This window comes from Thermotoga sp. 38H-to (genome assembly GCF_011057665.1).
Taxonomy (GTDB): Bacteria; Thermotogota; Thermotogae; order Thermotogales; family Thermotogaceae; genus Thermotoga.
The window spans coordinates 581749-601780 of the sequence record NZ_LNFZ01000001.1; the positions used below are offsets into that span (position 1 = coordinate 581749).

The 20032-nt window shown below is 47.8% G+C and carries 22 protein-coding genes and 1 tRNA gene; 21 read left to right on the forward strand and 2 right to left on the reverse strand.

Annotated elements, in window-relative coordinates:
- Positions 1-6 precede the first annotated feature (6 nt).
- From dnaB to AS158_RS03195, 7 genes are read left to right on the forward strand one after another with little or no spacing between them, the layout of a single operon-like run.
- Positions 7-1362: a replicative DNA helicase gene (gene dnaB / locus AS158_RS03165; RefSeq protein WP_038052341.1), complete on the forward strand. Its 1356-nt coding sequence runs from the start codon at positions 7-9 to the stop codon at positions 1360-1362.
- Between the two features lie 37 nt (positions 1363-1399).
- Positions 1400-2236 (forward strand): purine-nucleoside phosphorylase, encoded by an 837-nt coding sequence (locus tag AS158_RS03170; RefSeq protein WP_038052339.1) that lies wholly within the window; start codon positions 1400-1402, stop codon positions 2234-2236.
- Between the two features lie 9 nt (positions 2237-2245).
- Positions 2246-2983: a ZIP family metal transporter gene (locus tag AS158_RS03175; protein WP_038052337.1), complete on the forward strand. Its 738-nt coding sequence runs from the start codon at positions 2246-2248 to the stop codon at positions 2981-2983.
- A complete protein-coding gene (locus tag AS158_RS03180; protein ID WP_038052335.1) occupies positions 2983-3894 on the forward strand; it encodes a DNA double-strand break repair nuclease NurA in 912 nt (303 codons plus the stop codon). The genes AS158_RS03175 and AS158_RS03180 overlap by 1 nt, the downstream gene beginning before the upstream one ends.
- A 4-nt stretch (positions 3895-3898) precedes the next feature.
- Complete coding sequence (locus AS158_RS03185) at positions 3899-4321, forward strand: Mini-ribonuclease 3 (protein WP_038052333.1); 423 nt, start codon at positions 3899-3901, stop codon at positions 4319-4321.
- Complete coding sequence (rlmB, locus tag AS158_RS03190; RefSeq protein WP_165304479.1) at positions 4275-5003, forward strand: 23S rRNA (guanosine(2251)-2'-O)-methyltransferase RlmB; 729 nt, start codon at positions 4275-4277, stop codon at positions 5001-5003. Before AS158_RS03185 ends, rlmB begins: the two co-directional genes overlap by 47 nt.
- Positions 4993-5772 (forward strand): HAD-IIA family hydrolase, encoded by a 780-nt coding sequence (locus AS158_RS03195; protein ID WP_038052327.1) that lies wholly within the window; start codon positions 4993-4995, stop codon positions 5770-5772. Before rlmB ends, AS158_RS03195 begins: the two co-directional genes overlap by 11 nt.
- Here AS158_RS03195 and AS158_RS03200 read toward each other — a convergent pair.
- Positions 5752-6576 (reverse strand): aldo/keto reductase, encoded by an 825-nt coding sequence (locus AS158_RS03200; RefSeq protein ID WP_038052324.1) that lies wholly within the window; start codon positions 6574-6576, stop codon positions 5752-5754. The two genes, AS158_RS03195 and AS158_RS03200, sit on opposite strands and share 21 nt — an antisense overlap.
- Positions 6577-6658: 82 nt before the next feature.
- On the opposite strand from AS158_RS03200, the gene ltaE reads away from it, so the two are divergent.
- The 11 genes from ltaE to AS158_RS03255 all read left to right on the forward strand — a co-directional run bounded on the left by ltaE (position 6659) and on the right by AS158_RS03255 (position 14979).
- Entirely contained in the window at positions 6659-7690 is a 1032-nt protein-coding gene (gene ltaE / locus AS158_RS03205) for a low-specificity L-threonine aldolase (RefSeq protein ID WP_038052321.1), read from the forward strand.
- Between the two features lie 78 nt (positions 7691-7768).
- Positions 7769-8392, forward strand: a complete 624-nt coding sequence (locus AS158_RS03210; RefSeq protein ID WP_165304480.1) for a hypothetical protein — start codon at positions 7769-7771, stop codon at positions 8390-8392.
- Positions 8393-8552: 160 nt separating this feature from the next.
- Positions 8553-9626 (forward strand): butyrate kinase, encoded by a 1074-nt coding sequence (buk, locus tag AS158_RS03215; RefSeq protein ID WP_165304481.1) that lies wholly within the window; start codon positions 8553-8555, stop codon positions 9624-9626.
- Positions 9623-10507, forward strand: coding sequence for a phosphate acyltransferase (locus AS158_RS03220; RefSeq protein ID WP_165304482.1), 885 nt, complete (start codon positions 9623-9625; stop codon positions 10505-10507). The genes buk (AS158_RS03215) and AS158_RS03220 overlap by 4 nt, the downstream gene beginning before the upstream one ends.
- 4 nt (positions 10508-10511) lie before the next feature.
- Positions 10512-11639, forward strand: a complete 1128-nt coding sequence (gene buk, locus AS158_RS03225) for a butyrate kinase (protein ID WP_038052309.1) — start codon at positions 10512-10514, stop codon at positions 11637-11639.
- Positions 11608-12255 carry a hypothetical protein gene (locus AS158_RS03230; protein WP_038052307.1) on the forward strand — a complete coding sequence of 216 codons (648 nt, stop codon included), beginning with the start codon at positions 11608-11610 and terminating at the stop codon, positions 12253-12255. The genes buk (AS158_RS03225) and AS158_RS03230 overlap by 32 nt, the downstream gene beginning before the upstream one ends.
- A 4-nt stretch (positions 12256-12259) precedes the next feature.
- Positions 12260-12493 (forward strand): ferredoxin family protein, encoded by a 234-nt coding sequence (locus tag AS158_RS03235; protein ID WP_011943592.1) that lies wholly within the window; start codon positions 12260-12262, stop codon positions 12491-12493.
- A gap of 12 nt (positions 12494-12505) precedes the next feature.
- Positions 12506-13567 carry a 3-methyl-2-oxobutanoate dehydrogenase subunit VorB gene (locus AS158_RS03240; protein WP_165304483.1) on the forward strand — a complete coding sequence of 354 codons (1062 nt, stop codon included), beginning with the start codon at positions 12506-12508 and terminating at the stop codon, positions 13565-13567.
- On the forward strand, positions 13558-14301 hold the full coding sequence (locus AS158_RS03245; protein ID WP_038052304.1) for a thiamine pyrophosphate-dependent enzyme: 744 nt from the start codon (positions 13558-13560) through the stop codon (positions 14299-14301). Before AS158_RS03240 ends, AS158_RS03245 begins: the two co-directional genes overlap by 10 nt.
- 1 nt (position 14302) lies before the next feature.
- Positions 14303-14863, forward strand: coding sequence for a 2-oxoacid:acceptor oxidoreductase family protein (locus AS158_RS03250; protein WP_038052301.1), 561 nt, complete (start codon positions 14303-14305; stop codon positions 14861-14863).
- A 38-nt stretch (positions 14864-14901) separates the two neighbouring features.
- Positions 14902-14979: transfer RNA gene (locus AS158_RS03255), tRNA-Asp, on the forward strand.
- A 16-nt stretch (positions 14980-14995) separates the two neighbouring features.
- Here AS158_RS03255 and uvrB read toward each other — a convergent pair.
- Positions 14996-16990 (reverse strand): excinuclease ABC subunit UvrB, encoded by a 1995-nt coding sequence (uvrB, locus tag AS158_RS03260; RefSeq protein ID WP_038052298.1) that lies wholly within the window; start codon positions 16988-16990, stop codon positions 14996-14998.
- Between the two features lie 116 nt (positions 16991-17106).
- Between uvrB and AS158_RS03265 the strand changes: the two genes are divergently transcribed.
- The 3 genes from AS158_RS03265 to AS158_RS03275 all read left to right on the forward strand — a co-directional run bounded on the left by AS158_RS03265 (position 17107) and on the right by AS158_RS03275 (position 20024).
- Positions 17107-19014, forward strand: coding sequence for a transketolase (locus tag AS158_RS03265; protein WP_165304484.1), 1908 nt, complete (start codon positions 17107-17109; stop codon positions 19012-19014).
- Between the two features lie 72 nt (positions 19015-19086).
- On the forward strand, positions 19087-19644 hold the full coding sequence (efp, locus tag AS158_RS03270) for an elongation factor P (protein WP_038052293.1): 558 nt from the start codon (positions 19087-19089) through the stop codon (positions 19642-19644).
- Positions 19645-19658: 14 nt separating this feature from the next.
- Entirely contained in the window at positions 19659-20024 is a 366-nt protein-coding gene (locus AS158_RS03275) for an Asp23/Gls24 family envelope stress response protein (protein ID WP_038052290.1), read from the forward strand.
- The last annotated feature ends 8 nt before the right edge of the window (positions 20025-20032 follow it).

Here is a 20032-nt window from a genome sequence, read left to right on the forward strand (position 1 = left end):
GAGAACATGCGCGTTCCTCCACACAACTTGGAGGCCGAAATTGCCGTGCTCGGAAGCATATTGATAGATCCATCCGTTATAAACGACGTTCTCGAAATCCTGAGCCACGAAGATTTCTACCTGAAAAAACACCAGTACATTTTCAGAGCAATGGAAGAGCTTTACGACGAAGGAAAACCGGTGGATGTGGTTTCTGTCTGTGACAAACTCCAGAGTATGGGAAAACTCGAAGAAGTCGGAGGAGATCTGGAAGTGGCCCAGCTCGCTGAGGCTGTACCCAGTTCTGCACACGCCCTGTATTATGCCGAAGTTGTAAAAGAAAAATCCATTCTGAGGAGACTCATAGAGGTCTCAAGAAAAATCTCAGAAAGTGCTTACATGGAAGAAGACGTGGAGATTCTCCTCGATAACGCAGAGAAGATGATCTTCGAGATCTCTGAAATGAAAACGACGAAATCCTACGATCATCTGAGAGGTATCATGCACCGGGTTTTTGAAAACCTAGAGAATTTCAGAGAAAGAGCCAATCTCATAGAACCCGGTGTTCTCGTGACAGGACTTCCAACGGGATTCAAGAGTCTGGACAAACAGACAACGGGATTCCACAGTTCCGATCTGGTGATCATAGCCGCACGGCCATCCATGGGAAAAACCTCCTTCGCACTTTCAATAGCGAGGAACATGGCTGTCGATTTCGAAATTCCTGTTGGGATATTCAGTCTCGAGATGTCCAAGGAACAACTCGCTCAGAGGCTTCTCAGTATGGAGTCCGGTGTGGATCTTTACAGCATCAGAACAGGATACTTGGATCAAGAGAAATGGGAAAGGCTCACGATAGCGGCTTCCAGACTCTACAAAGCACCCATAGTGGTGGACGACGAATCACTCCTTGATCCACGATCGTTGAGGGCGAAAGCGAGAAGAATGAAAAAGGAATACGATATAAAGGCTATTTTTGTCGACTACCTTCAGCTCATGCACCTGAAAGGAAGAAAAGAAAGCAGACAGCAGGAAATATCCGAGATCTCGAGATCTCTGAAGCTCCTCGCAAGAGAACTCGACATAGTGGTGATAGCACTCTCACAGCTCTCAAGGGCTGTGGAACAGAGAGAAGATAAAAGACCAAGGTTGAGCGATCTCAGAGAGTCCGGTGCAATAGAGCAAGACGCAGACACAGTCATCTTCATTTACAGGGAGGAATATTACAGGAGCAAAAAGTCCAAAGAAGAAAGTAAACTTCACGAACCCCATGAAGCCGAGATCATAATAGGTAAACAGAGAAACGGTCCCGTTGGAACGATCACCCTCATCTTCGACCCCAGAACAGTTACGTTCCATGAAGTAGATGTGGTGCACTCATGATAGAATTTTCTTGAAAAAGACCGGGGAGGTGTTCGATGTGGATATAAAGACCTACAAGGAGAGAGTGGAAAAAGCAGTTGAATATCTGAAAGGCCAGATCGATGAAACACCCGAAATAGCGATAATACTGGGTTCTGGTCTTTCTGTCATAGCAGACGAGGTGGAAAAGGAAGGAACATCAAAGAAGATACCTTACAGCGAGATACCGGGATTTCCCATTTCCACAGCCCCGGGCCACAAGGGTGAGTTGATCTTCGGGAAACTCTTCGGAAAGAACGTCATGCTGATGAACGGAAGATTTCACTACTACGAGGGATATTCAATGAAGGAAGTCACATTCCCCATCAGGGTGATGCAACTTCTCGGTGTGGAAATTCTGGTTGTCACCAACGCCGCTGGCGGGTTGAATCCGGATTTCGAAGTGGGAAGACCCATGATCATAACCGACCACATCAACTTCATGGGTGACAACCCTCTCATAGGTCCCAACGTGGACGAGTGGGGTCCCAGGTTTCCGGACATGTCAGAGCCTTACGATAAGGAACTTATAGAACTCGCTTACAACAGTGCTAGAGAACTCGGTATTCCCGTCTATCAAGGTGTCTATGTGGCTGTTACGGGACCATGTTTCGAAACGCCCGCTGAGCTCAGGATGCTCAGAAAATTCGGAGCCGATGCCGTTGGAATGTCAACCGTTCCGGAAGTCATAGTGGCGAGGCACGGTCAGATAAGAGTCTTGGGAATCTCCGCCATCACCGACAGGGCCGTCCCTGAAGACCTAAAGCCACTCACCGCAGAGGAAGTCCTGGAAGTTGCTGAGAAGACGGGGAGAAAGATCGCACAGATCATCTTCGAGGTCATTAGAAAACTCTGAGGTGAAAACATGGTTCTCAAAGGTATCCTCTACAGCACGATCGCGGGAATGGCAACATCGCTCGGTGCGTTGCCATTCCTTTTTTTAAAGCCACACCACACGAGTGACAGGGTGATTGACTCTCTCCTGGGGTTCGCTGCCGGTGTCATGTTGGCCGCGAGCGCCTTCAGCCTGGTCGCTCCCTCCCTCGAAATAGGAGGAATCGTCAGATTTCTGATAGGTTTCGTCTTGGGTGGTTTTTTTGTCAACCTCGCGGACAAACTCATTCCACACGAACATTTGCTCAAAGGACACGAAGGACCTGAAACCAAAAGACTGAGGGGAATTTGGCTCTTCATCATCGCCATCACAATACACAACTTCCCCGAAGGAATGGCAGTAGGAGTTTCCGCCTTCACACCTCAGGCACTTGCGATCGCCATCGCAATTGGGGTCCAGAACATTCCCGAAGGTGCCGCCGTGATGGCCTCTTTGATACCTATGAAGTACAGAAAAGGCAAAGCCTTTTTGATAACTTTCCTCACAGGACTCGTTGAAGCGATTGGTGGTCTTCTCGGTGCGGGAATCGTGTCGATCTCTCAGCGCCTTCTTCCCTACATGATGGCCTTCGCTGCCGGTGCGATGATATACGTTGTCAGCGACGAAGTGATTCCAGAAACCCATTCGAAGGGAAACGAGCTACTCTCCACGTGGTGGATCATGGTGGGGTTCTTGGTGATGGCTTCCCTCGACGTGATGCTGGGGTGATGCATGTGCGGATTGAAAGAGTAGAAAGAATTGAAAGCGAACTGGAAGAGCACGTGGGAGACCAGACTTTCGTTGAAGAATCGAGATTTCTGGAGGAAGATGAGCAAAGAGAAGGGGAAATTCTCGATGAGATCATCTTCGTCGATGGTAAAAGAAGAAGTTTTGTTCGGATAACAACAGACGAAGGAACCACCGGTATATTCGCAGAACTCTGTATTGGAGCGGTTATCTGGGACAGAAAAGGTGGAACGAAAACGCTCTTCTCTCCAGATAAACCTCCTGTTAAGGAGAGAGTTCTTGGATTTTCCCAGAGCTTTCAGGGAGAAGGATACGAGGAAGTAGGGGGAATTCTCTTCAAAATCGTGAAAGAAGGCAAAGACGCCATGCAATCGATAGATCTGTACATGAGATCCTTGGAAATAGAAGAAGTGAGAAAGCATATGAACAAAGATATCCTCATTGTAAAGGATGGCCCGGCCGCTCGGGAGCTTCCATTCGAGGAAAACGTGGGACCCATCGGTCTTGTGAAGAACATCGGTGTCACCGAGTTGAGCAAGGAGGACTTCAAGAAACTGCGCTTTCTCAAAAAGGGAGAGCGAAGCAAGATGTTCGTCTCATCGAAAGAAACTCCTCTGAAAAAAGTGGGAGTGTATGTGAAACTCATCGATGGAGAGGGTATAAGAGGTCTTGTCAGGTTAGAAACGTACGTGAGGGACGACGATCAAATCCCATACGTCAGAAAAGTGTTCGACGATCTGGCAAAGACGTTACCACGTCTCACGGCAGACCTTCCCATTCCAAGACTTCCGGAAAATATTCTTCCGATACAGTTTCTAGAAGAGAACCTTTCGTACTATCTCACCGACAAGAACTACATGAACACGAGACTGTTCGCCTACATCGGGAGATGAAAGAGTGGAAAAGCTCTTCAAATTCGAAGCAGAACCAGAGAAATTACCATCGATCGTTCTCGCGTACCTGGGAGATGCCGTTCTAGAACTCATATTCAGATCGATGTTCACAGGGAATTACAGAATGTCCGTCATACACGAGAGGGTCAAAGAACACACCTCAAAACATGGTCAGGCATGGATGCTGGAGAATATATGGAATCTCCTCGATGAAAAGGAGCAAGAAATAGTGAAAAGAGCGATGAATTCGAAGGCGGCGAAAAGACACGGGAACGACCCCGCCTACAGAAAGAGCACCGGCTTTGAAGCCCTGATCGGTTACCTTTTTCTGAAAAGAGACTTTGACCGGATCGAAGAACTGCTTCGGGTGGTGATAGATCTTGAGGGTCTACGGAAGAAAGATCCTGGAGGAAGCGCTCAGGAATAACGTTCCTATAAAGAAAGTGTTCTTCCAGAAAATGCAAAATCCAGGCAGTTACTTTCTATCTCTTGTGGAAGAAGTTGAAAAGAGAGGGATCAGGTACTCTTTCGAATCGGAAGAAAAATTGAAGAACCTCTCGGGAACGAAGAAGCATCAGGGAGTGGTTTTCGATATAGAAGAGTACCGGTACAGTTCTGTGGAGGAAATTCTCGAAGCGAAGACGCCACCTCTGGTAGTTCTTCTCGACCAGATTCAGGATCCACACAATCTCGGTGCGATCGTGAGAACGTCCGTGGGTGCGGGAGCGAATGGAATCATCATTCCGAAGGACAAGTCAGTGAAAGTAACAGAAACCGTCGTTAAGGTTTCGGCTGGAACGGTTTTCAGAGCCAGAATCGCCGTTGTAACCAATCTGGCAAGAACGATAGAAGAGTTGAAGGAAAAGGGTGTCTGGACTTACGCTTCAGACATAGATGGAACACCTATCTACGAGGAGGATTTCACCTTTCCCACTGCCTTTGTCTTTGGTAACGAGGGAGAAGGCATCAGAAGACTCGTGCGGGAAAAGTGCGACAAAGTGGTCACCATCCCGATGGAGAACGACATAGATTCCCTGAACGTTTCGGTGAGTGTGGGGATAGTTCTCTTCGAAGCTGTGAGACAGAGGAGGATGAAAGATGCTGGATAAAATAGAACTCTTCATCTTAGACATGGACGGGACTTTCTATCTGGATGATTCGCTTCTTCCTGGATCTCTGGAATTTCTGAAGACTTTGAAAGATAGGAATAAAAGATTCGTCTTTTTCACCAACAACTCTTCGCTTGGTCCACAGGACTACGTGAGGAAGCTGAGAAACATGGGAGTGAACGTGCCGGACGATGCCGTCATAACCTCTGGAGAAATCACCGCAGAGTATATGCTGAAGCGGTTTGGAAGGTGTCGTATCTTTCTTCTGGGAACTTCACAGTTGAGGAAGGTCTTTGAGTCTTACGGACACGTCATCGATGAGGAAAATCCGGATTTCGTGGTCCTGGGTTTTGACAAAACACTGACGTATGAAAGGTTGAAAAAGGCCTGTGTTTTACTCAGAAAGGGAAAATTCTACATAGCCACCCATCCGGACATCAACTGTCCTTCGAAAGAAGGACCCATTCCGGACGCTGGAAGCATCATGGCAGCGATAGAAGCTTCGACGGAAAGAAAGCCAGACCTGATCGCTGGGAAACCCAATCCACTGGTTGTGGATATAATATCCGATAAATTCAGTATTCCAAAAGAGAAAATGGCAATGGTAGGAGACAGACTGTACACGGACGTGAAACTGGGAAAGAACGCGGGAATAGTCTCCATTCTCGTTCTCACCGGTGAGACTACCCCGGAAGACCTCGAAAGGGCTGAAACAAAACCGGACTTCGTCTTCAAAAACCTTGGAGAATTAGCCAAGGCTGTCCAGTAGCTTCATTTCCTCTTCGGAAAGTTTGATCTCCGCTGCTTTCAGATTCTCCCTGAGATGTTCTACTCTGCCGGCCTTCGGAATGGCAACAACGTTTGGTTTTGCGAGAAGCCACGCGAGCATGATCTGATAGACCGTTGCGTTGTGATTTTTCGCCACTTCTTCGAGTGTTCTCTTCGCTTTTTCTGAAAGAAGAGTTCTTCTCAGTGGAGAGTAAGCCACCAGAGTCACTCCGTTCTTCTGGCAGAACTCGAGAAGTCCATCTCTTTCTGGATCTCTGTCTTCTATGTTGTACTTGACCTGATCGCAGACTATGGGTTCCTGAGACTTTTTGATGGCCTCCTCGAGGAGTTTTCTGTCGAAATTCGAAACCCCTATGTATCTGATGAGGCCCTGTCTGACACCCTCTGCCATTGCGGAAAGGGTCTCTCCCAGGGGAATTTCTGGATTCGGCCAGTGAATCAAGTAAAGATCCACGTAGTCCGTGTCGAGTCGTTTGAGGGTGTTCTCGAGGGAGCGCAAGAGATCGTCCCTTCTCAGGTGTGTCGGCCACACCTTGGACACTATGAAAAGATCCTCGCGCTTGAAGTCCTTTATCGCCTTACCGATGAGTTCCTCTGCGTGTCCGCCGCCGTAGTACTCCGCCGTATCTATGTGGGTGTATCCCATCTCGATCGCTGTTTTCAAAAGGTCGATCATCTCCTCGTCTCTCGAGTAATCGGGTGTTTCAAAACCACCGATACCCCATGTTCCAAGGCCCAAAGCCGGTATCTTTTCCCCTGTCCTTCCAAGCTCCTTGTATAACACTCTGATCACCTCCTGAATTAGTCCAATATTATTATAACTCGATAATGATAAAATTCAATCAAATCGTGTGGGAGGTGGCAAGATGATCGATCTCAGGTCTGACACCGTGACAAAACCAACAGAAGAGATGAGAAAAGCCATGGCACAGGCTGAGGTAGGAGACGACGTGTACGGAGAAGATCCAACCATCAACGAACTCGAAAGACTCGCCGCGGAGATCTTTGGAAAGGAAGCGGCTCTCTTTGTACCCTCCGGTACCATGGGAAATCAGGTGAGCATAATGGCTCATACCCAGAGGGGCGATGAAGTGATTCTGGAGGCAGACAGCCACATCTTTTGGTACGAGGTTGGAGCCATGGCGGTTCTCTCCGGTGTCATGCCCCATACTGTGCCAGGAAAAAATGGAGCCATGGACCCCGATGATGTGAGAAAAGCCATAAGACCAAAAAACATACACTTCCCCAGAACTTCGCTCATAGTCATCGAGAATACACACAACCGTTCTGGTGGAAGAGTGGTCCCGCTTGAAAACATAAAAGAGATCTACACGATAGCCAAAGAATATGGCATAAAAGTCCACATAGATGGTTCGAGGATCTTCAACGCTTCAATCGCTTCAGGTGTTCCCGTGAAGGAGTACGCCAGGTACGCCGATTCCGTGATGTTCTGTCTTTCAAAAGGACTATGCGCTCCCGTTGGTTCGATGGTTGTAGGAGACAGAGACTTCATAGAAAGAGCGAGAAAGGCAAGGAAGATGCTCGGTGGAGGAATGAGACAGGCAGGTGTTCTCGCTGCCGCTGGAATAATCGCCTTGACAAAAATGGTAGATCGATTGAGGGAAGATCATGAAAACGCCAGATTTCTCGCCTTGAAGTTGAAAGAAATAGGGTACTCCGTGAATCCCGAAGATGTGGAAACCAACATGGTGATTCTGAGGACCGACAATCTGAAAGTGAGCGCGCACGAGTTTATAGAAGAGCTCAGAAACAACGGAGTACTCGTGAACGCCATATCCGATACAGAGATCAGACTGGTAACCCACAAAGACGTTTCAAGAAACGACATAGAAGAGGCTTTGAACATCTTCGAAAAACTCTTCAAAAAATTCTCCTGAACCAGGAAAAAATTTCACGTTTTTTTCACGGTCGAAACATTAAGATGAAGTTGGAGACTCTGAAGAGGAGGTGGAAGTATGAAAAGGTTTCTTGTGGTGATGCTCGTACTGACAGTGGCACTGGGTGTGTTCGCGGCGGGCTACAGAGGTTTCGCAGAACGGCCAGCTTTTGAAAGACAGCCCATGGGTTACGCTCAGCAGTTCCCGGGTTGCGGAGGAGGTCTCGGCTACGGTCCTAACGCTCCCATGTATGAAAGGCCTCAGATGAGAGCCGAAAGAGGTTTTGGCTACGGTCTCAAGCTCCAGATCAGAGACGAAGAACAGCTGAAACTCGCTCTCAAGACAAGGATCGCAGAAGCACTGAACAATCTGGATCTGAACGACGATCAGTTGAAAGAGCTCTACAACGTCGCGAAAGAAACAAAAGAACAACTCGATTCCCTGAAAGAAAAGTTCTTACAGCTCCATGAAGAGTACTACAATGCTCTTGTAAAAAGAGACACGAAAACAGCAGAAGACTTGAGAGACCAGATAAACGATCTGAGAGATGAAGTGCGGGACATCTACAGAGACTTTGTTGACAAAGTGGACGACATCATCACCGTGGATCAGTACAGAAAATTCAGAGGCATCGAAAGAATGTTCCTCGTTCTCCTCACCGACGAAGGTTTCGAAGTGCTGGAAGAAATGGTTCAGGAGTAACTCCCTTTCCCCACACCCCGGCGGGCCCGTAATGGGCCCGTTTTTCTTTTCCTCTCAAAATGTTGACAAATTTTGATCTTGATGTTTCTGTATGGTAATATTCTTATGGAACATTACATAAAACTTTGTGTAATCTTTTGTCAACACAAGAGGTGGTCTGATGTACAGAATCCTCGTGATAAATCCCGGTTCCTCCTCTACAAGGGTAGCAGTTTTCGAGGATGAAAAAAAGATCGCTGAGAAGAATATCTTCCACAGCGTTGAAGAGTTGAAGAAATTCAAAAGGTCTACGGGTCAGGAAGCTTTGAGAAGAAAAGCGGTGGAAGACTTCATAAACGAGGTCGGTTACAGGATAGAAGATTTCAGCGCGATCGCTGCCAGAGGAGGAGTGCTTGAGCCGGTTCCAGGGGGAACTTATGTTGTGGATGAATACATGGTGAATTACCTCATCAATCGTTCTCCCGTTGATCATGTATCAAATCTGGCAGCCGTAATCGGCTACAAACTGGGAAAACCCCACGGAATACCCTGTTTTGTAGTAGATCCGGTTTCAGTGGACGAGTTGTGTGATGAGGCACGTTTCTCTGGCATCCCTGAGATCGAAAGAAAAAGCTACTCTCACGCGCTAAACATCAAAGCAACATTGAGAAAAGTTTCCAGAGAGATGGGCAAAACACCAGAAGAAGTGAAGATCGTAGTAGCACATCTTGGAAGCGGAATCTCCGTTTGTGCCTGTAGAAACGGAGAGATCATAGATGTGAACAACGCCAACGACGAAGGACCTTTCAGTGTGGAGCGAACGGGAGAACTGCCCGTTGGGGACGTTGTGAAAACGGCCTACTCCTACAAACACTCGGCCACCGAACTGAAAGAAGAATTCACCAGAAAAGGAGGACTCCTGGCATACCTTGGAACAAGGGACCTCAGAAAAGCCCTCGATAGTATGGAATCCTCGAGGAAATCGAAACTGGTCGTCGAAGCCATGGCCTATCAGACAGCAAAAGAAATTGGTGGGATGTGTGCAGTTCTTGGAGAAAAACCCGACGCCATAGTAATAACGGGTGGCATGGCCCACGAAAACAGATTCGTCCGGATGATCACAGATTACATCGAAAAGTTCGGAAGAATAGAGGTAATCCCGGGAGAGCTGGAAATGGAAGCCCTCGCACTCGGCGTTTTGAGAGTTCTCAGAGGAGAAGAAAAAGCGAAGGACTATCGGAGTGTGATCGAATGAAGAATCTCCTTGAGATGGTTGAACTGGTTCGGGGAAAAAGAATGAAAATCGCCGTTGTGGCCGCAGAGGATGAAGAAGTTTTGAAAGCCGTTGCAAGAGCTGAGAAGGAAGAAATCGTAAATCCGATACTCTTTGGAAACAGAAAAGACATAGAAGCACTGATGGAAAGAACGAACCTCAAACTGGAAGCAGAAATCGTTCACGTTGAAGATCCTCTCGAGGCGGCCAGGAAAGCTGTCGAAAGCGTATCAAGAGATGAAGCACAGATACTGATGAAAGGAAAAATCAAAACGGGCGATTTGTTCTCCGTGTTTCTCAAGAAAGAGTACGGTCTCAGAGCAGGTAGAACTCTTTCCGCTGTTAGCGTTCATGAAGTTCCTGGATACCACAAAATCCTAATCGTCTCGGATGGTGGTCTTGTCATTTCACCGGATCTTCAACAGAGAATGGATATCGTGGAAAACTCGATCCTGGTCGCTCGTGCCCTTGGCATAGAGAATCCAAAGATCGCACTCCTGGGAACGGGTGATTTGAAAAATCCTTTAACTCTTGAGATCGCCGCACTATCGAAGATTTTCCAGCGGAAGAACGATTGTATCGTCGACGGACCTTTAACACTCGAGTTAGCCATCAATGAAGAGTTGGCTTCGAAGGGAGTATCGAACAGTCCAGTAGCGGGAGACGCCGATATACTGATAGCTCCCAGTATAGAAGCAGGAAACATCCTCAGCAAATCGCTCATATACATGGCTCGCGGGAGAGCGGCGATCGTTGTTGTCGGAGGCAAGATACCGGTTGTCCTCACCTCAAGAGCAGACAACGGGGAGACAAAGTTCTTTTCCATTGCTTTGAGTGTACTGGTCGCACAGAAAAAGGGGTGATCACGTGTTCAGAATCCTCACTATAAATCCCGGTTCTACATCCACAAAGCTTTCCATATTCGAAGACGAAAGAATGGTGAAGATACAAAATTTTACTCATTCACCGGATGAACTTGGTAGATTCCAGAAAATCCTGGATCAGCTCGAATTCAGGGAAAAGATAGTAAGGCAATTCGTTGAAGAAGCCGGATACACTCTGAGTTCTTTCTCGGCTTTTGTCAGCCGCGGAGGGCTCCTAGATCCCATACCAGGGGGAGTTTACCTGGTGGACGACCTGATGATAGAAACCCTGAAATCGGGAAAAAACGGAGAGCACGCTTCGAACCTGGGAGCAATCATAGCCCATAGATTTTCGTCTGAAACAGGTGTTCCAGCCTACGTGGTGGATCCCGTTGTTGTTGATGAGATGGAAGATGTTGCACGTGTCAGCGGACATCCAAATTATCAGAGAAAGTCCATATTTCACGCTTTGAACCAGAAGGCTGTAGCAAAAGAAGTTGCCAAGATGATGAATAAAAGATACGAAGAGATGAACCTCATCGTAGCTCATATGGGTGGGGGCATTTCGATCGCCGCACACAGAAAAGGAAGAGTGATCGACGTGAACAATGCACTGGACGGAGATGGCCCATTCACACCGGAAAGAAGCGGAACGCTACCTCTGACACAGCTTGTTGACCTTTGTTTCAGTGGGAAATTCACTTATGAAGAGATGAAAAAGCGTATCGTGGGAAACGGTGGACTCGTAGCGTATCTTGGTACCAGCGATGCCAGAGAAGTGGTCAAGAGAATCAAACAGGGTGATGAGTGGGCAAAGAGGGTTTACAAAGCAATGGCCTATCAGATAGCCAAATGGATCGGTAAGATGGCAGTTGCTTTGAAGGGTGAGATTGATTTTATAGTTCTCACAGGTGGTCTGGCCCATGAAAAAGAGTTCCTGGTTCCATGGATCACCGAAAGGGTGAGTTTCATAGCACCGGTATTGGTTTTTCCAGGGAGTAACGAGGAAAAAGCGCTTGCCCTTTCGGCACTGCGGGTACTGAGAGGCGAAGAAAATCCAAAAAATTATTCTGAAGAATCTCGAAAGTGGAGAGAAAAGTATGATTCGTATCTTGATGGGATCTTACGGTAGCGGAAAAACAGAAATATCGATCAACCTGGCTTTAAAACTGAAGAGTTCAGGAAAGGACGTATCATTGGTCGATTTGGACGTGGTAACACCCTATTTCAGATTGAGAGACCTGAAGGAAGAATTAGAAGTACTTGGAATCCACGTTGTGACAGTGGAAGACAACCTCAGGTACAGTGACTTGCCGATCATACCAAAAAGCACAGACTGGCTGTCCAGTGAAGAAGCCGTCATCGACACAGGAGGAGAAGAGGGAGCGAAAGTAATAGGAGTTCTAAGACATCTTTTGAATAGAAAAGACACACAGACGTATTTTGTCTTAAATGTCTTCAGACCGTTCTGTGAACGCCCGGAAGACATTATCGAAAACTTGGAGAAAATATCCGCTCTTTCCAGGATGAAGTTCGATTTCCTGATAAACAATTCCAATCTCGGAGACATGACCACAGCAGAAGTTGTTCTCGAAGGAGAGCGGATAGTTTCAGAGGTTTCCAGGAAAACAGGGATAAAGGTTCTTTTCACCGCTGTCCCGGAAGAACTGCTCGATCCTCCTGAGACTGAATATCCCCTTTTCAGGGTCAGAAGGTTCGTGAAAAGAAAATTGGGAATCGGGGGATGAGAATATGAGAGGCTACATAACGATCGATTCAGAAAGATGCAAGGGTTGTGGCCTGTGCATCTCCGTGTGCCCTGCAAAGGTGATCGAGTTTTCCCACAGGTACAATTCGAAAGGCTATCATCCTGCGGTGTACAAAGGAAATGGATGTATAGCCTGCGGATTCTGCTATCTCACTTGTCCGGATGTTTGTATAACCGTTTTCAGAGAGGTTCAGAAGAAAGTCAACGTGAAGGTTTGAGGAGTGGTGCTTATGAAAAAACTCATGATGAAAGGAAACGAAGCGATAGCAGAATCTGCGATAAGAGCGGGTTGTAGATTGTATTTTGCTTATCCAATCACTCCCCAGAGCGAGATAGCAGAATACATGGCGAGAAGACTTCCTGAAGTGGGAGGCGTTTTCCTTCAGACCGAAAGTGAAATAGCAACGGTCAACATGGTTTATGGAGCCGCTTGCACCGGAAAACGTGCCATGACGTCGACATCGTCTCCTGGTTTCAGCCTGATGCAGGAAGGGATCTCCTACATTGCAGGTGCAGAACTTCCCTGCGTTTTTGTCGACGTGGTACGTGGAGGTCCCGGGCTTGGAAATATCCAGCCTTCGCAGGGTGATTACTTTCAAGCGGTGAAAGGAGGAGGTCACGGAGATTACAGACTGATCGTTCTCGCACCATCAACACTTCAGGAAGCCGTGGATCTGACCCAGCTGGCCTTTGATCTCGCTGACAGATACAGAAACCCCGTTCTCATACTGGCGGATGGAATGATTGGTCAGATGATGGAACCCGTTGAGTTGCTGAAGATGAGAGATCTGTCCACTCTTCCAGATCATTCAGATTGGGCGCTTCGGGGTGCCAGAAATAGAGAGCCGCACAGAATAGCCGCTTTCAACATAGATCCTGTTGGTCTTGAGAGAATGAACAAGCGTTTACAGGAAAAGTACAGACTGATAGAAGCGTCAGAGCAGCGATGGGAAGAGTACAGAGTGGATGGTACAGAATACCTGATGGTCGGCTACGGTACGATGGGAAGAATCCTCAAGAGTGTTGTGGACTCTCTGAGAGAAGAAGGTATACCGGTTGGTCTGTTCAGACCTGTGACACTCTGGCCCTTCCCGAAAAAAAGGCTCAAAGAACTGGCCGAAAAAGTAAAACTCATCTTCGTTGTGGAAATGAGCTCTGGACAGATGGTCGAAGACGTTCAGATTTCGGTGGAGGGAAAGGTGCCGGTACACTTCTACGGACGCATGGGAGGATTTGTTCCGACACCCGAAGAAATACTGTCTGCCTTCAAGGAGGTGAGAAAATGGAAGTGATATTCAAAAGACCGAAAGCCTTGAGTGATAGAGAATTCACTTACTGTCCAGGATGCCACCACGGAATAATACACAGGCTGATAGCAGAAGTGATAGACGAGTTGGACATCCAGGAAAAAACTATAATGGTAGCCCCCGTCGGATGCTCAGTCTTCGCTTACGAGTTTTTCGAGGTAGACGGAACGGTTGCTCCACACGGAAGAGCACTCGCAGTGGCAACTGGTATAAAGAGAGCACTTCCAGACAGGATAGTCTTCACCTACCAGGGAGACGGGGATCTCGCGGCCATCGGTATCGCAGAGACGATTCACGCGGCGAACCGTGGAGAAAAACTGACAACGATATTTGTCAACAACGCGGTGTACGGTATGACGGGTGGACAAATGGCCCCCACCACCCTTCTGGGACAGAAAACCACCACGACTCCATACGGCAGAACCGCAGCGAACGATGGGTATCCTCTTCACGTTTCCGAAGCTCTGAGTACGATCGGTGGAGTTGCTTACCTTGAACGTACAACTGTGAGTACCACAAAGGATATTTTGAACACAAAGAAAGCCATAAAGAAAGCTTTCCTCGCACAGATAAAGGGTCTGGGATTCGGAATGGTGGAAGTGCTCAGCACCTGCCCCACCAACTGGGGGATGAGTCCAGTGGAAGCTCAAAACTGGCTTCTGGAGAACATGGTAAAGGAATTCCCCCCGAAGGTTTTTGTTGACAAGGTAGGCGATTGATATGGCATATCACGCGATAATAATAGCCGGTTTTGGTGGTCAGGGAATCATGCTCACAGGACAGATAATTGCTGCGGCTGCTGTTATAGAAGGAAAAAACGCTACCTGGCTTCCTTCGTACGGTCCCGAAATGAGAGGAGGCACCGCCAACTGCACCGTGATCGTTGATGAAAAGCCAATCACTTCCCCCGTGGTTGATCATCCCACGGAAGTGATAGCAATGAACTTTCCCTCCATGATGAAATTCGGAGCAAAACTCAGGTCCGGGGGCTTGCTTCTGGTCAATTCTTCTGTTGTTGAACAGATCATAGACAGGGGCGATATAGAAACGATCGAAATACCAGCGAACGAAATAGCGGAAGAAGCGGGAAACGTGAAAGCCGCGAACATGGTGATGCTCGGAGCTTTTCTGGAATTAACGGGAGTGGTGAGCTTTGAGGCCGCGGAAGAAGCGCTCAGGGAAAAACTTTCAAAAACCAGGGAAGATCTCCTCAAAATCGATCTGATCGCTATAAAAAAAGGCAGGGAGTTCATCGGTAGTTTGTACCACAAATCCTCTTGACAACCCGTGACTTTTCTGAGAAAATAGTATTCGGTTCAGGGGACGTGGTGCAGCCTGGTTAGCATGCCGGTCTGTCACACCGGTGGTCGCGGGTTCAAATCCCGTCGTCCCCGCCAGAAAGAAAAAAGGGGCTCAAAGCCCCTTTTCCTTTTTTATCTCTTCTTTGACTCTGAACAGCTCATCTCTCAAGGCTGCTGCGTCTTCGTACCTGAGCTCGCTCGCAGCTCGATACATTTCCTCTTCGAGAATGGCCATGTATTCCTCCGGCGAGAGCGTTTTCTTCATCTCAAAGATGTTCTTCACGGTGTCTCCGTACCTCTCTGGTTCCTCTTTCACCATGAACTGCTCGAATACTTCTATCTCCAGAGGCTTTATCACAGAACGTGGAGTGATACCGTGTTTTCTGTTGTACTCGAGCTGAATCCTCCTTCTTCTGTTCGTTTCTTCAATGGCTCTTTTCATCGCGTTTGTTATCCTGTCGGCGTACATGATGACCTTTCCGTTGACGTTCCTTGCAGTTCTTCCTATGATCTGGATGAGCGTTGTTTCAGACCGCAGAAAGCCCTCCACGTCCGCATCCATGATCGCCACCAGTGACACCTCGGGAAGATCGAGACCCTCCCTCAAAAGGTTCACACCAACGACCACGTCCACGTCTCCTCGTCGCAGTTTCTTCAAGACTTCGACCCTCTCTATGGCGTCCAGTTCGGAGTGAAGATAGAGCGATCTTATACCAAGCTCCGTCAGATGCTCGCTCAAGAGCTCTGCCGTTTTTTTGGTGAGCACCGTAACGAGGGCCCTCTCCCCTCTCTCTTTCACTTTCACGATCTCGTTCACAAGATCGTCCACCTGTCCCGCGGTGGGACGTACCTCCACCTCCGGATCCACGAGTCCGGTGGGCCTAATGATCTGCTCGACAACCTGTTCAGAGATCGAAAGTTCAAAATCCCCCGGTGTAGCGGAAACGAAGATGATCTGGCCTGTTTTTTTCAAAAATTCTTCAAAAGTCAGTGGTCTGTTGTCGTAAGCGGAAGGCAGGCGAAAACCGTATTCGACCAGATTTTTCTTCCTGGATCTGTCTCCGTTGTACATGGCCCTGAGTTGAGGAACCGTGATGTGTGATTCGTCTATGAACACGATGAAGTCTTCATCGAAATAATCGAGAAGTGTGTACGGAGGCTCTCCAGGTTTTCTTCCATCGAAGTGCCTGGAGTAGTTCTCTATCCCCGGGCAGTATCCCATGGTCTCCAGTAACTCTATGTCGTTCAGAGTTCTCTGCTTCAAGCGTTCGTACTCGAGAATCTTTCCCTGTTTTTTGAGCTCCGAGAGTCTTTCGTTAAGCTCCTCTTCTATTGATTCGACGGCCCTTTTGAGTTTCTCCTCCGTTGTGACAAATTCAACGGCAGGATAGATGATGATCTTGTCGAGACGCTCCAACGTATTGCGATTGAATCTGTCTATCAACGCTATCGAATCCACTTCGTCCCCGAAAAATTCGATCCTGATTCCCTCATCCTGATACGTCGGGTAGATCTCCACCGTGTCTCCTCTCAGTCTGAAGCATCCAGAAAGAGACACATCCTCCGTTCTCTGATAGCCTATCCTTGCCAGTCTTTCCGCGAGTTCCATAACGTCTATTCTATCTCCAACGGCGAGATTTATGTTCATCCTGTCGAAATCGTTCGGATCCCCCGTGGCGTAAATACACGAAACACTGGCAACTACCACCACATCGCGGCGAGTTCTCACAGATTTCAACGTGGACATTCTCATTCGCACGATCACATCGTTGATGTCGGCGTTCTTCTCTATGTAAAGATCCTTCGTTGGAATGTAGGCCTCTGGCTGATAGTAATCGTAGTAACTTATGAAGAACTCCACTCGATTTTCCGGAAAGAACGTTTTGAACTCCTGATACAGCTGGGCGGCAAGCGTCTTGTTTGGCGAGATCACAAGGGCGGGTCTGTTTACACGCGCTATCACGTTGGCCATGGTGAAAGTCTTTCCACTCCCCGTAACACCAAGGAGTGTTTGAAACCTCATTCCCCTGTTCAAACCTTCCACAAGTTTTTCTATGGCCTGTGGCTGATCACCCGTTGGCTTAAATTCACTCACCAGCTTGAACACAATTTTTTCCTCCTGGAAAACTTTTTAACATATCTATAATGGTAGAATCTCAAAGGACAGGTAAAACTATCTCTTGATCAATATTATGACCCAGTTGTGGGAGGTGAAGTTTAACGATGGAAAGGTTTCCCTATGAGAAACTTCCAGAAAGTGAACTCAAAGAGTTGAAAGAACTCGGAAGACTCTGCCGCGGTGACATACTGAAAATGACCTACATAGCTAACTCAGGCCATCCTGGAGGATCCATGTCTTCGATCGATCTTTATCTTACCGTCTTCAAGTACGCAAAACTCAGACCCGTCGATGATCCTGCAAGAGACAGAATCGTGATCAGCCATGGACACACTTCTCCGGGTGTCTACGCAGCTATGGCTCGTTTGGGGTTTGTCGATCTCGATGAAGTCCTCGCAGGATTCAGACACCCCGCTTCCGTTTTTGAAGGACACGTGACCCGAGGTGTTGGGATCATCGACTGGACAACCGGAAACCTCGGTCAGGGTCTTTCAGCCGGACTCGGTTTTGCCCTCGCATCCAGGTTCACAGGAAACGACTACCACGTCTTTGTTTTCATGAGCGACGCGGAACAGGCAAAAGGACAGGTAGCGGAGGCAAGAAGAGTGGCGAAAAAGTACGGTGTCACGAATCTCACGGTGATCATCGACTACAACGACGCCCAGATCAGTGGCCGTGCCAGAGACGTCATGCCCGTGAACATAAAGGAAAACTACTTAGCGGACGGCTGGAGAGTCATCGAAATCGACGGGCACGACTACGAACAAATCTACCTCGCACTGAAAGAAGCAATAGAAGACGAATTGAATCCCGTTGCCATTCTCGCCAAAACTGTCATGGGAAAAGGTGTTTCCTTCATGGAAAACGAGGTGAAATACCACGGGAAACCTCTGAACAGAGAAGAACTCGAAAAAGCCCTTGCGGAACTCGGAATTGAAAACGACGTGGATGTGTACATCGAAAAAAGAAAACAGCTTCCAGCGGAAAAACACAGGAAGGTTTACAAGACTTATCCGATCAAGATCGACACGGGAGAACCCATCACCTACACCTCATCTACCGACAACAGAAGCGCATTCGGAAAAGCCCTTCTGGATCTGGTGAAGAAGAACGTGAACAATCCAGAAGCCACTCCCATCGTCGCTGTGGACTGCGACCTGAAGGGATCGGTCAAACTCGATTTGCTCGACAAAGAGTTCCCTGAGAAACTCCTGGAAGTGGGTGTTCAGGAACACAACGCTGCTGCCATGGCGGGGGCACTCTCCGCGGAGGGCGTGATCACGTTTTTCGCCGACTTCGGTGTTTTTGGAATTTCCGAAACCTACAACCAGCACAGGCTGAACGCCATCAACGGAACGAATCTCAAAGTCGTTGTCACGCACTGTGGACTCAACGTGGGAGAGGACGGAAAGACTCACCATGGACTCGACTACGTTTCGGGGCCGATGAACTGGTATGGCTTCAAAGTGATCGTTCCCGGTGACCCCAACCAGACAGACAGAGCTGTGAGGTACGCTGCGAAGGAATACGGGAACTTCGTGATCGCCATGGGAAGATCCAATCTTCCCATCATCCTCGATGAAAACGGGAAACCCTTCTTCGGAGAGGGTTACACCTTCGAATATGGAAAGATCGATGTCGTTAGAAAAGGTGACGATGCGGTGATCATCACCTACGGTTCCACACTCTGCGAAGCTGTGAGTGCCGCAGATGAACTCAAGAAAGAAGGAGTGAACGTAACCGTTCTGAACGTCTCCTGTCCGGTGGACCTCGATATAGAAACCCTGAAGATGGTCAATGGAAAACCCGTTCTCGTTGTGGAAGATCACAACGTTTTCACAGGGCTCGGAAGTTACCTTGGAACCGTCCTTCTTGAAAACGGTATTCTCCCAAAGAAGTACGTGAGAGCAGGTGTCCCAGAGTTCGCCGTGTCCGGTAGCTACGAAATGCTCTACAAACTGTACGGTCTGGATAAAGAAGGAATAATCTACAGACTTAAAGAGATGCTCTGAAAAATCGTTCATGATAAAATTCTACGAGGGGAGGAAATCCCCTCGTAGATTTTGTTGTAAGGAGGTGTTCAGATGATCGAAGTAGGTGATCTGAAGAAGGGTATGTTCATCATCTACGATGGAGAAATATACAGAGTCCTCGAGGCGAGCAAACACTTCATGGGAAGAGGAAGCGGACTCATCAGAACAAAACTCAAGAATGTGAAAACAGGGCTCGTCAGGGAAGTGAACTTTCCAAGTGGTGATAAGGTCCCAGAAGCAGAGCTCTCTTTCAGGAAAGCCCAGTACCTTTACAGAGACGGAGATCACTATTATTTCATGACGCTCGATGATTATGAACAACACGCTCTGAGTGAGGAAGAAATAGGCGATGCAAAATACTACCTGGTTGAAAACATGGAATTGGACCTCGTGTTTCACGAAGGAACACCCATAGGAATAGAACTCCCAACCACCGTTGAACTGACAGTGGTGGAGACAGAACCATCCTTTAAAGGCGACACCGTTTCTGGTGGAGGAAAACCTGCGGTTCTTGAAACTGGATTGAAGATCACTGTACCTTACTTTATCGAAGTTGGTGATAAAATAAAAGTTGATACGAGAACAGGAGAGTACGTTGGAAGAGTATAAAAGGGGGGATCTTTATGGCGGAAGAATACAAGAACATCGAAATATCCGACGGGGTGATAAAAGAAATCGCAATCAGAAGTATCGAAGAGTTTTTGGGAGATGTGAGCTCGAAGGTTATCAAGAAGATCAGAAAGAGCCTCGATGTTACCAGAAACCCGGATGACAGCCTTGTGATCGAGTTCAAAATCGATGTGCCCTACGGCGAGTCGATCCCGGAATACGTTTCCAAACTCACTGAAAAGATCAAACACGATGTTGAAATGATGACATCCATGAAAGTGGAATCCATCAACGTCACAGTGGAGAACGTCTTTGAGAAAGAAGAGGAACTGGAAGAAGAACCAGAAGAAACCAAGGAGGATGAAGAAAAGAAAGAATAAATCTGGAA

Excerpts from the sequence above, each read along its gene's own strand:
- AS158_RS03245 (WP_038052304.1), top strand. The coding sequence starts at position 13,558 with ATGGAAGTGATATTCAAAAGACCGAAAGCCTTGAGTGATAGAGAATTC.
- ltaE (WP_038052321.1), top strand. The coding sequence starts at position 6,659 with ATGATCGATCTCAGGTCTGACACCGTGACAAAACCAACAGAAGAGATG.
- AS158_RS03220 (WP_165304482.1), top strand. The coding sequence starts at position 9,623 with ATGAAGAATCTCCTTGAGATGGTTGAACTGGTTCGGGGAAAAAGAATG.
- AS158_RS03230 (WP_038052307.1), top strand. The coding sequence starts at position 11,608 with ATGATTCGTATCTTGATGGGATCTTACGGTAGCGGAAAAACAGAAATA.
- efp (WP_038052293.1), top strand. The coding sequence starts at position 19,087 with ATGATCGAAGTAGGTGATCTGAAGAAGGGTATGTTCATCATCTACGAT.
- AS158_RS03175 (WP_038052337.1), top strand. The coding sequence starts at position 2,246 with ATGGTTCTCAAAGGTATCCTCTACAGCACGATCGCGGGAATGGCAACA.
- dnaB (WP_038052341.1), top strand. The coding sequence starts at position 7 with ATGCGCGTTCCTCCACACAACTTGGAGGCCGAAATTGCCGTGCTCGGA.
- buk (WP_165304481.1), top strand. The coding sequence starts at position 8,553 with ATGTACAGAATCCTCGTGATAAATCCCGGTTCCTCCTCTACAAGGGTA.
- AS158_RS03195 (WP_038052327.1), top strand. The coding sequence starts at position 4,993 with ATGCTGGATAAAATAGAACTCTTCATCTTAGACATGGACGGGACTTTC.
- AS158_RS03250 (WP_038052301.1), top strand. The coding sequence starts at position 14,303 with ATGGCATATCACGCGATAATAATAGCCGGTTTTGGTGGTCAGGGAATC.
- AS158_RS03210 (WP_165304480.1), top strand. The coding sequence starts at position 7,769 with ATGAAAAGGTTTCTTGTGGTGATGCTCGTACTGACAGTGGCACTGGGT.
- AS158_RS03240 (WP_165304483.1), top strand. The coding sequence starts at position 12,506 with ATGAAAAAACTCATGATGAAAGGAAACGAAGCGATAGCAGAATCTGCG.
- AS158_RS03275 (WP_038052290.1), top strand. The coding sequence starts at position 19,659 with ATGGCGGAAGAATACAAGAACATCGAAATATCCGACGGGGTGATAAAA.
- AS158_RS03180 (WP_038052335.1), top strand. The coding sequence starts at position 2,983 with ATGCATGTGCGGATTGAAAGAGTAGAAAGAATTGAAAGCGAACTGGAA.
- AS158_RS03265 (WP_165304484.1), top strand. The coding sequence starts at position 17,107 with ATGGAAAGGTTTCCCTATGAGAAACTTCCAGAAAGTGAACTCAAAGAG.
- AS158_RS03235 (WP_011943592.1), top strand. The coding sequence starts at position 12,260 with ATGAGAGGCTACATAACGATCGATTCAGAAAGATGCAAGGGTTGTGGC.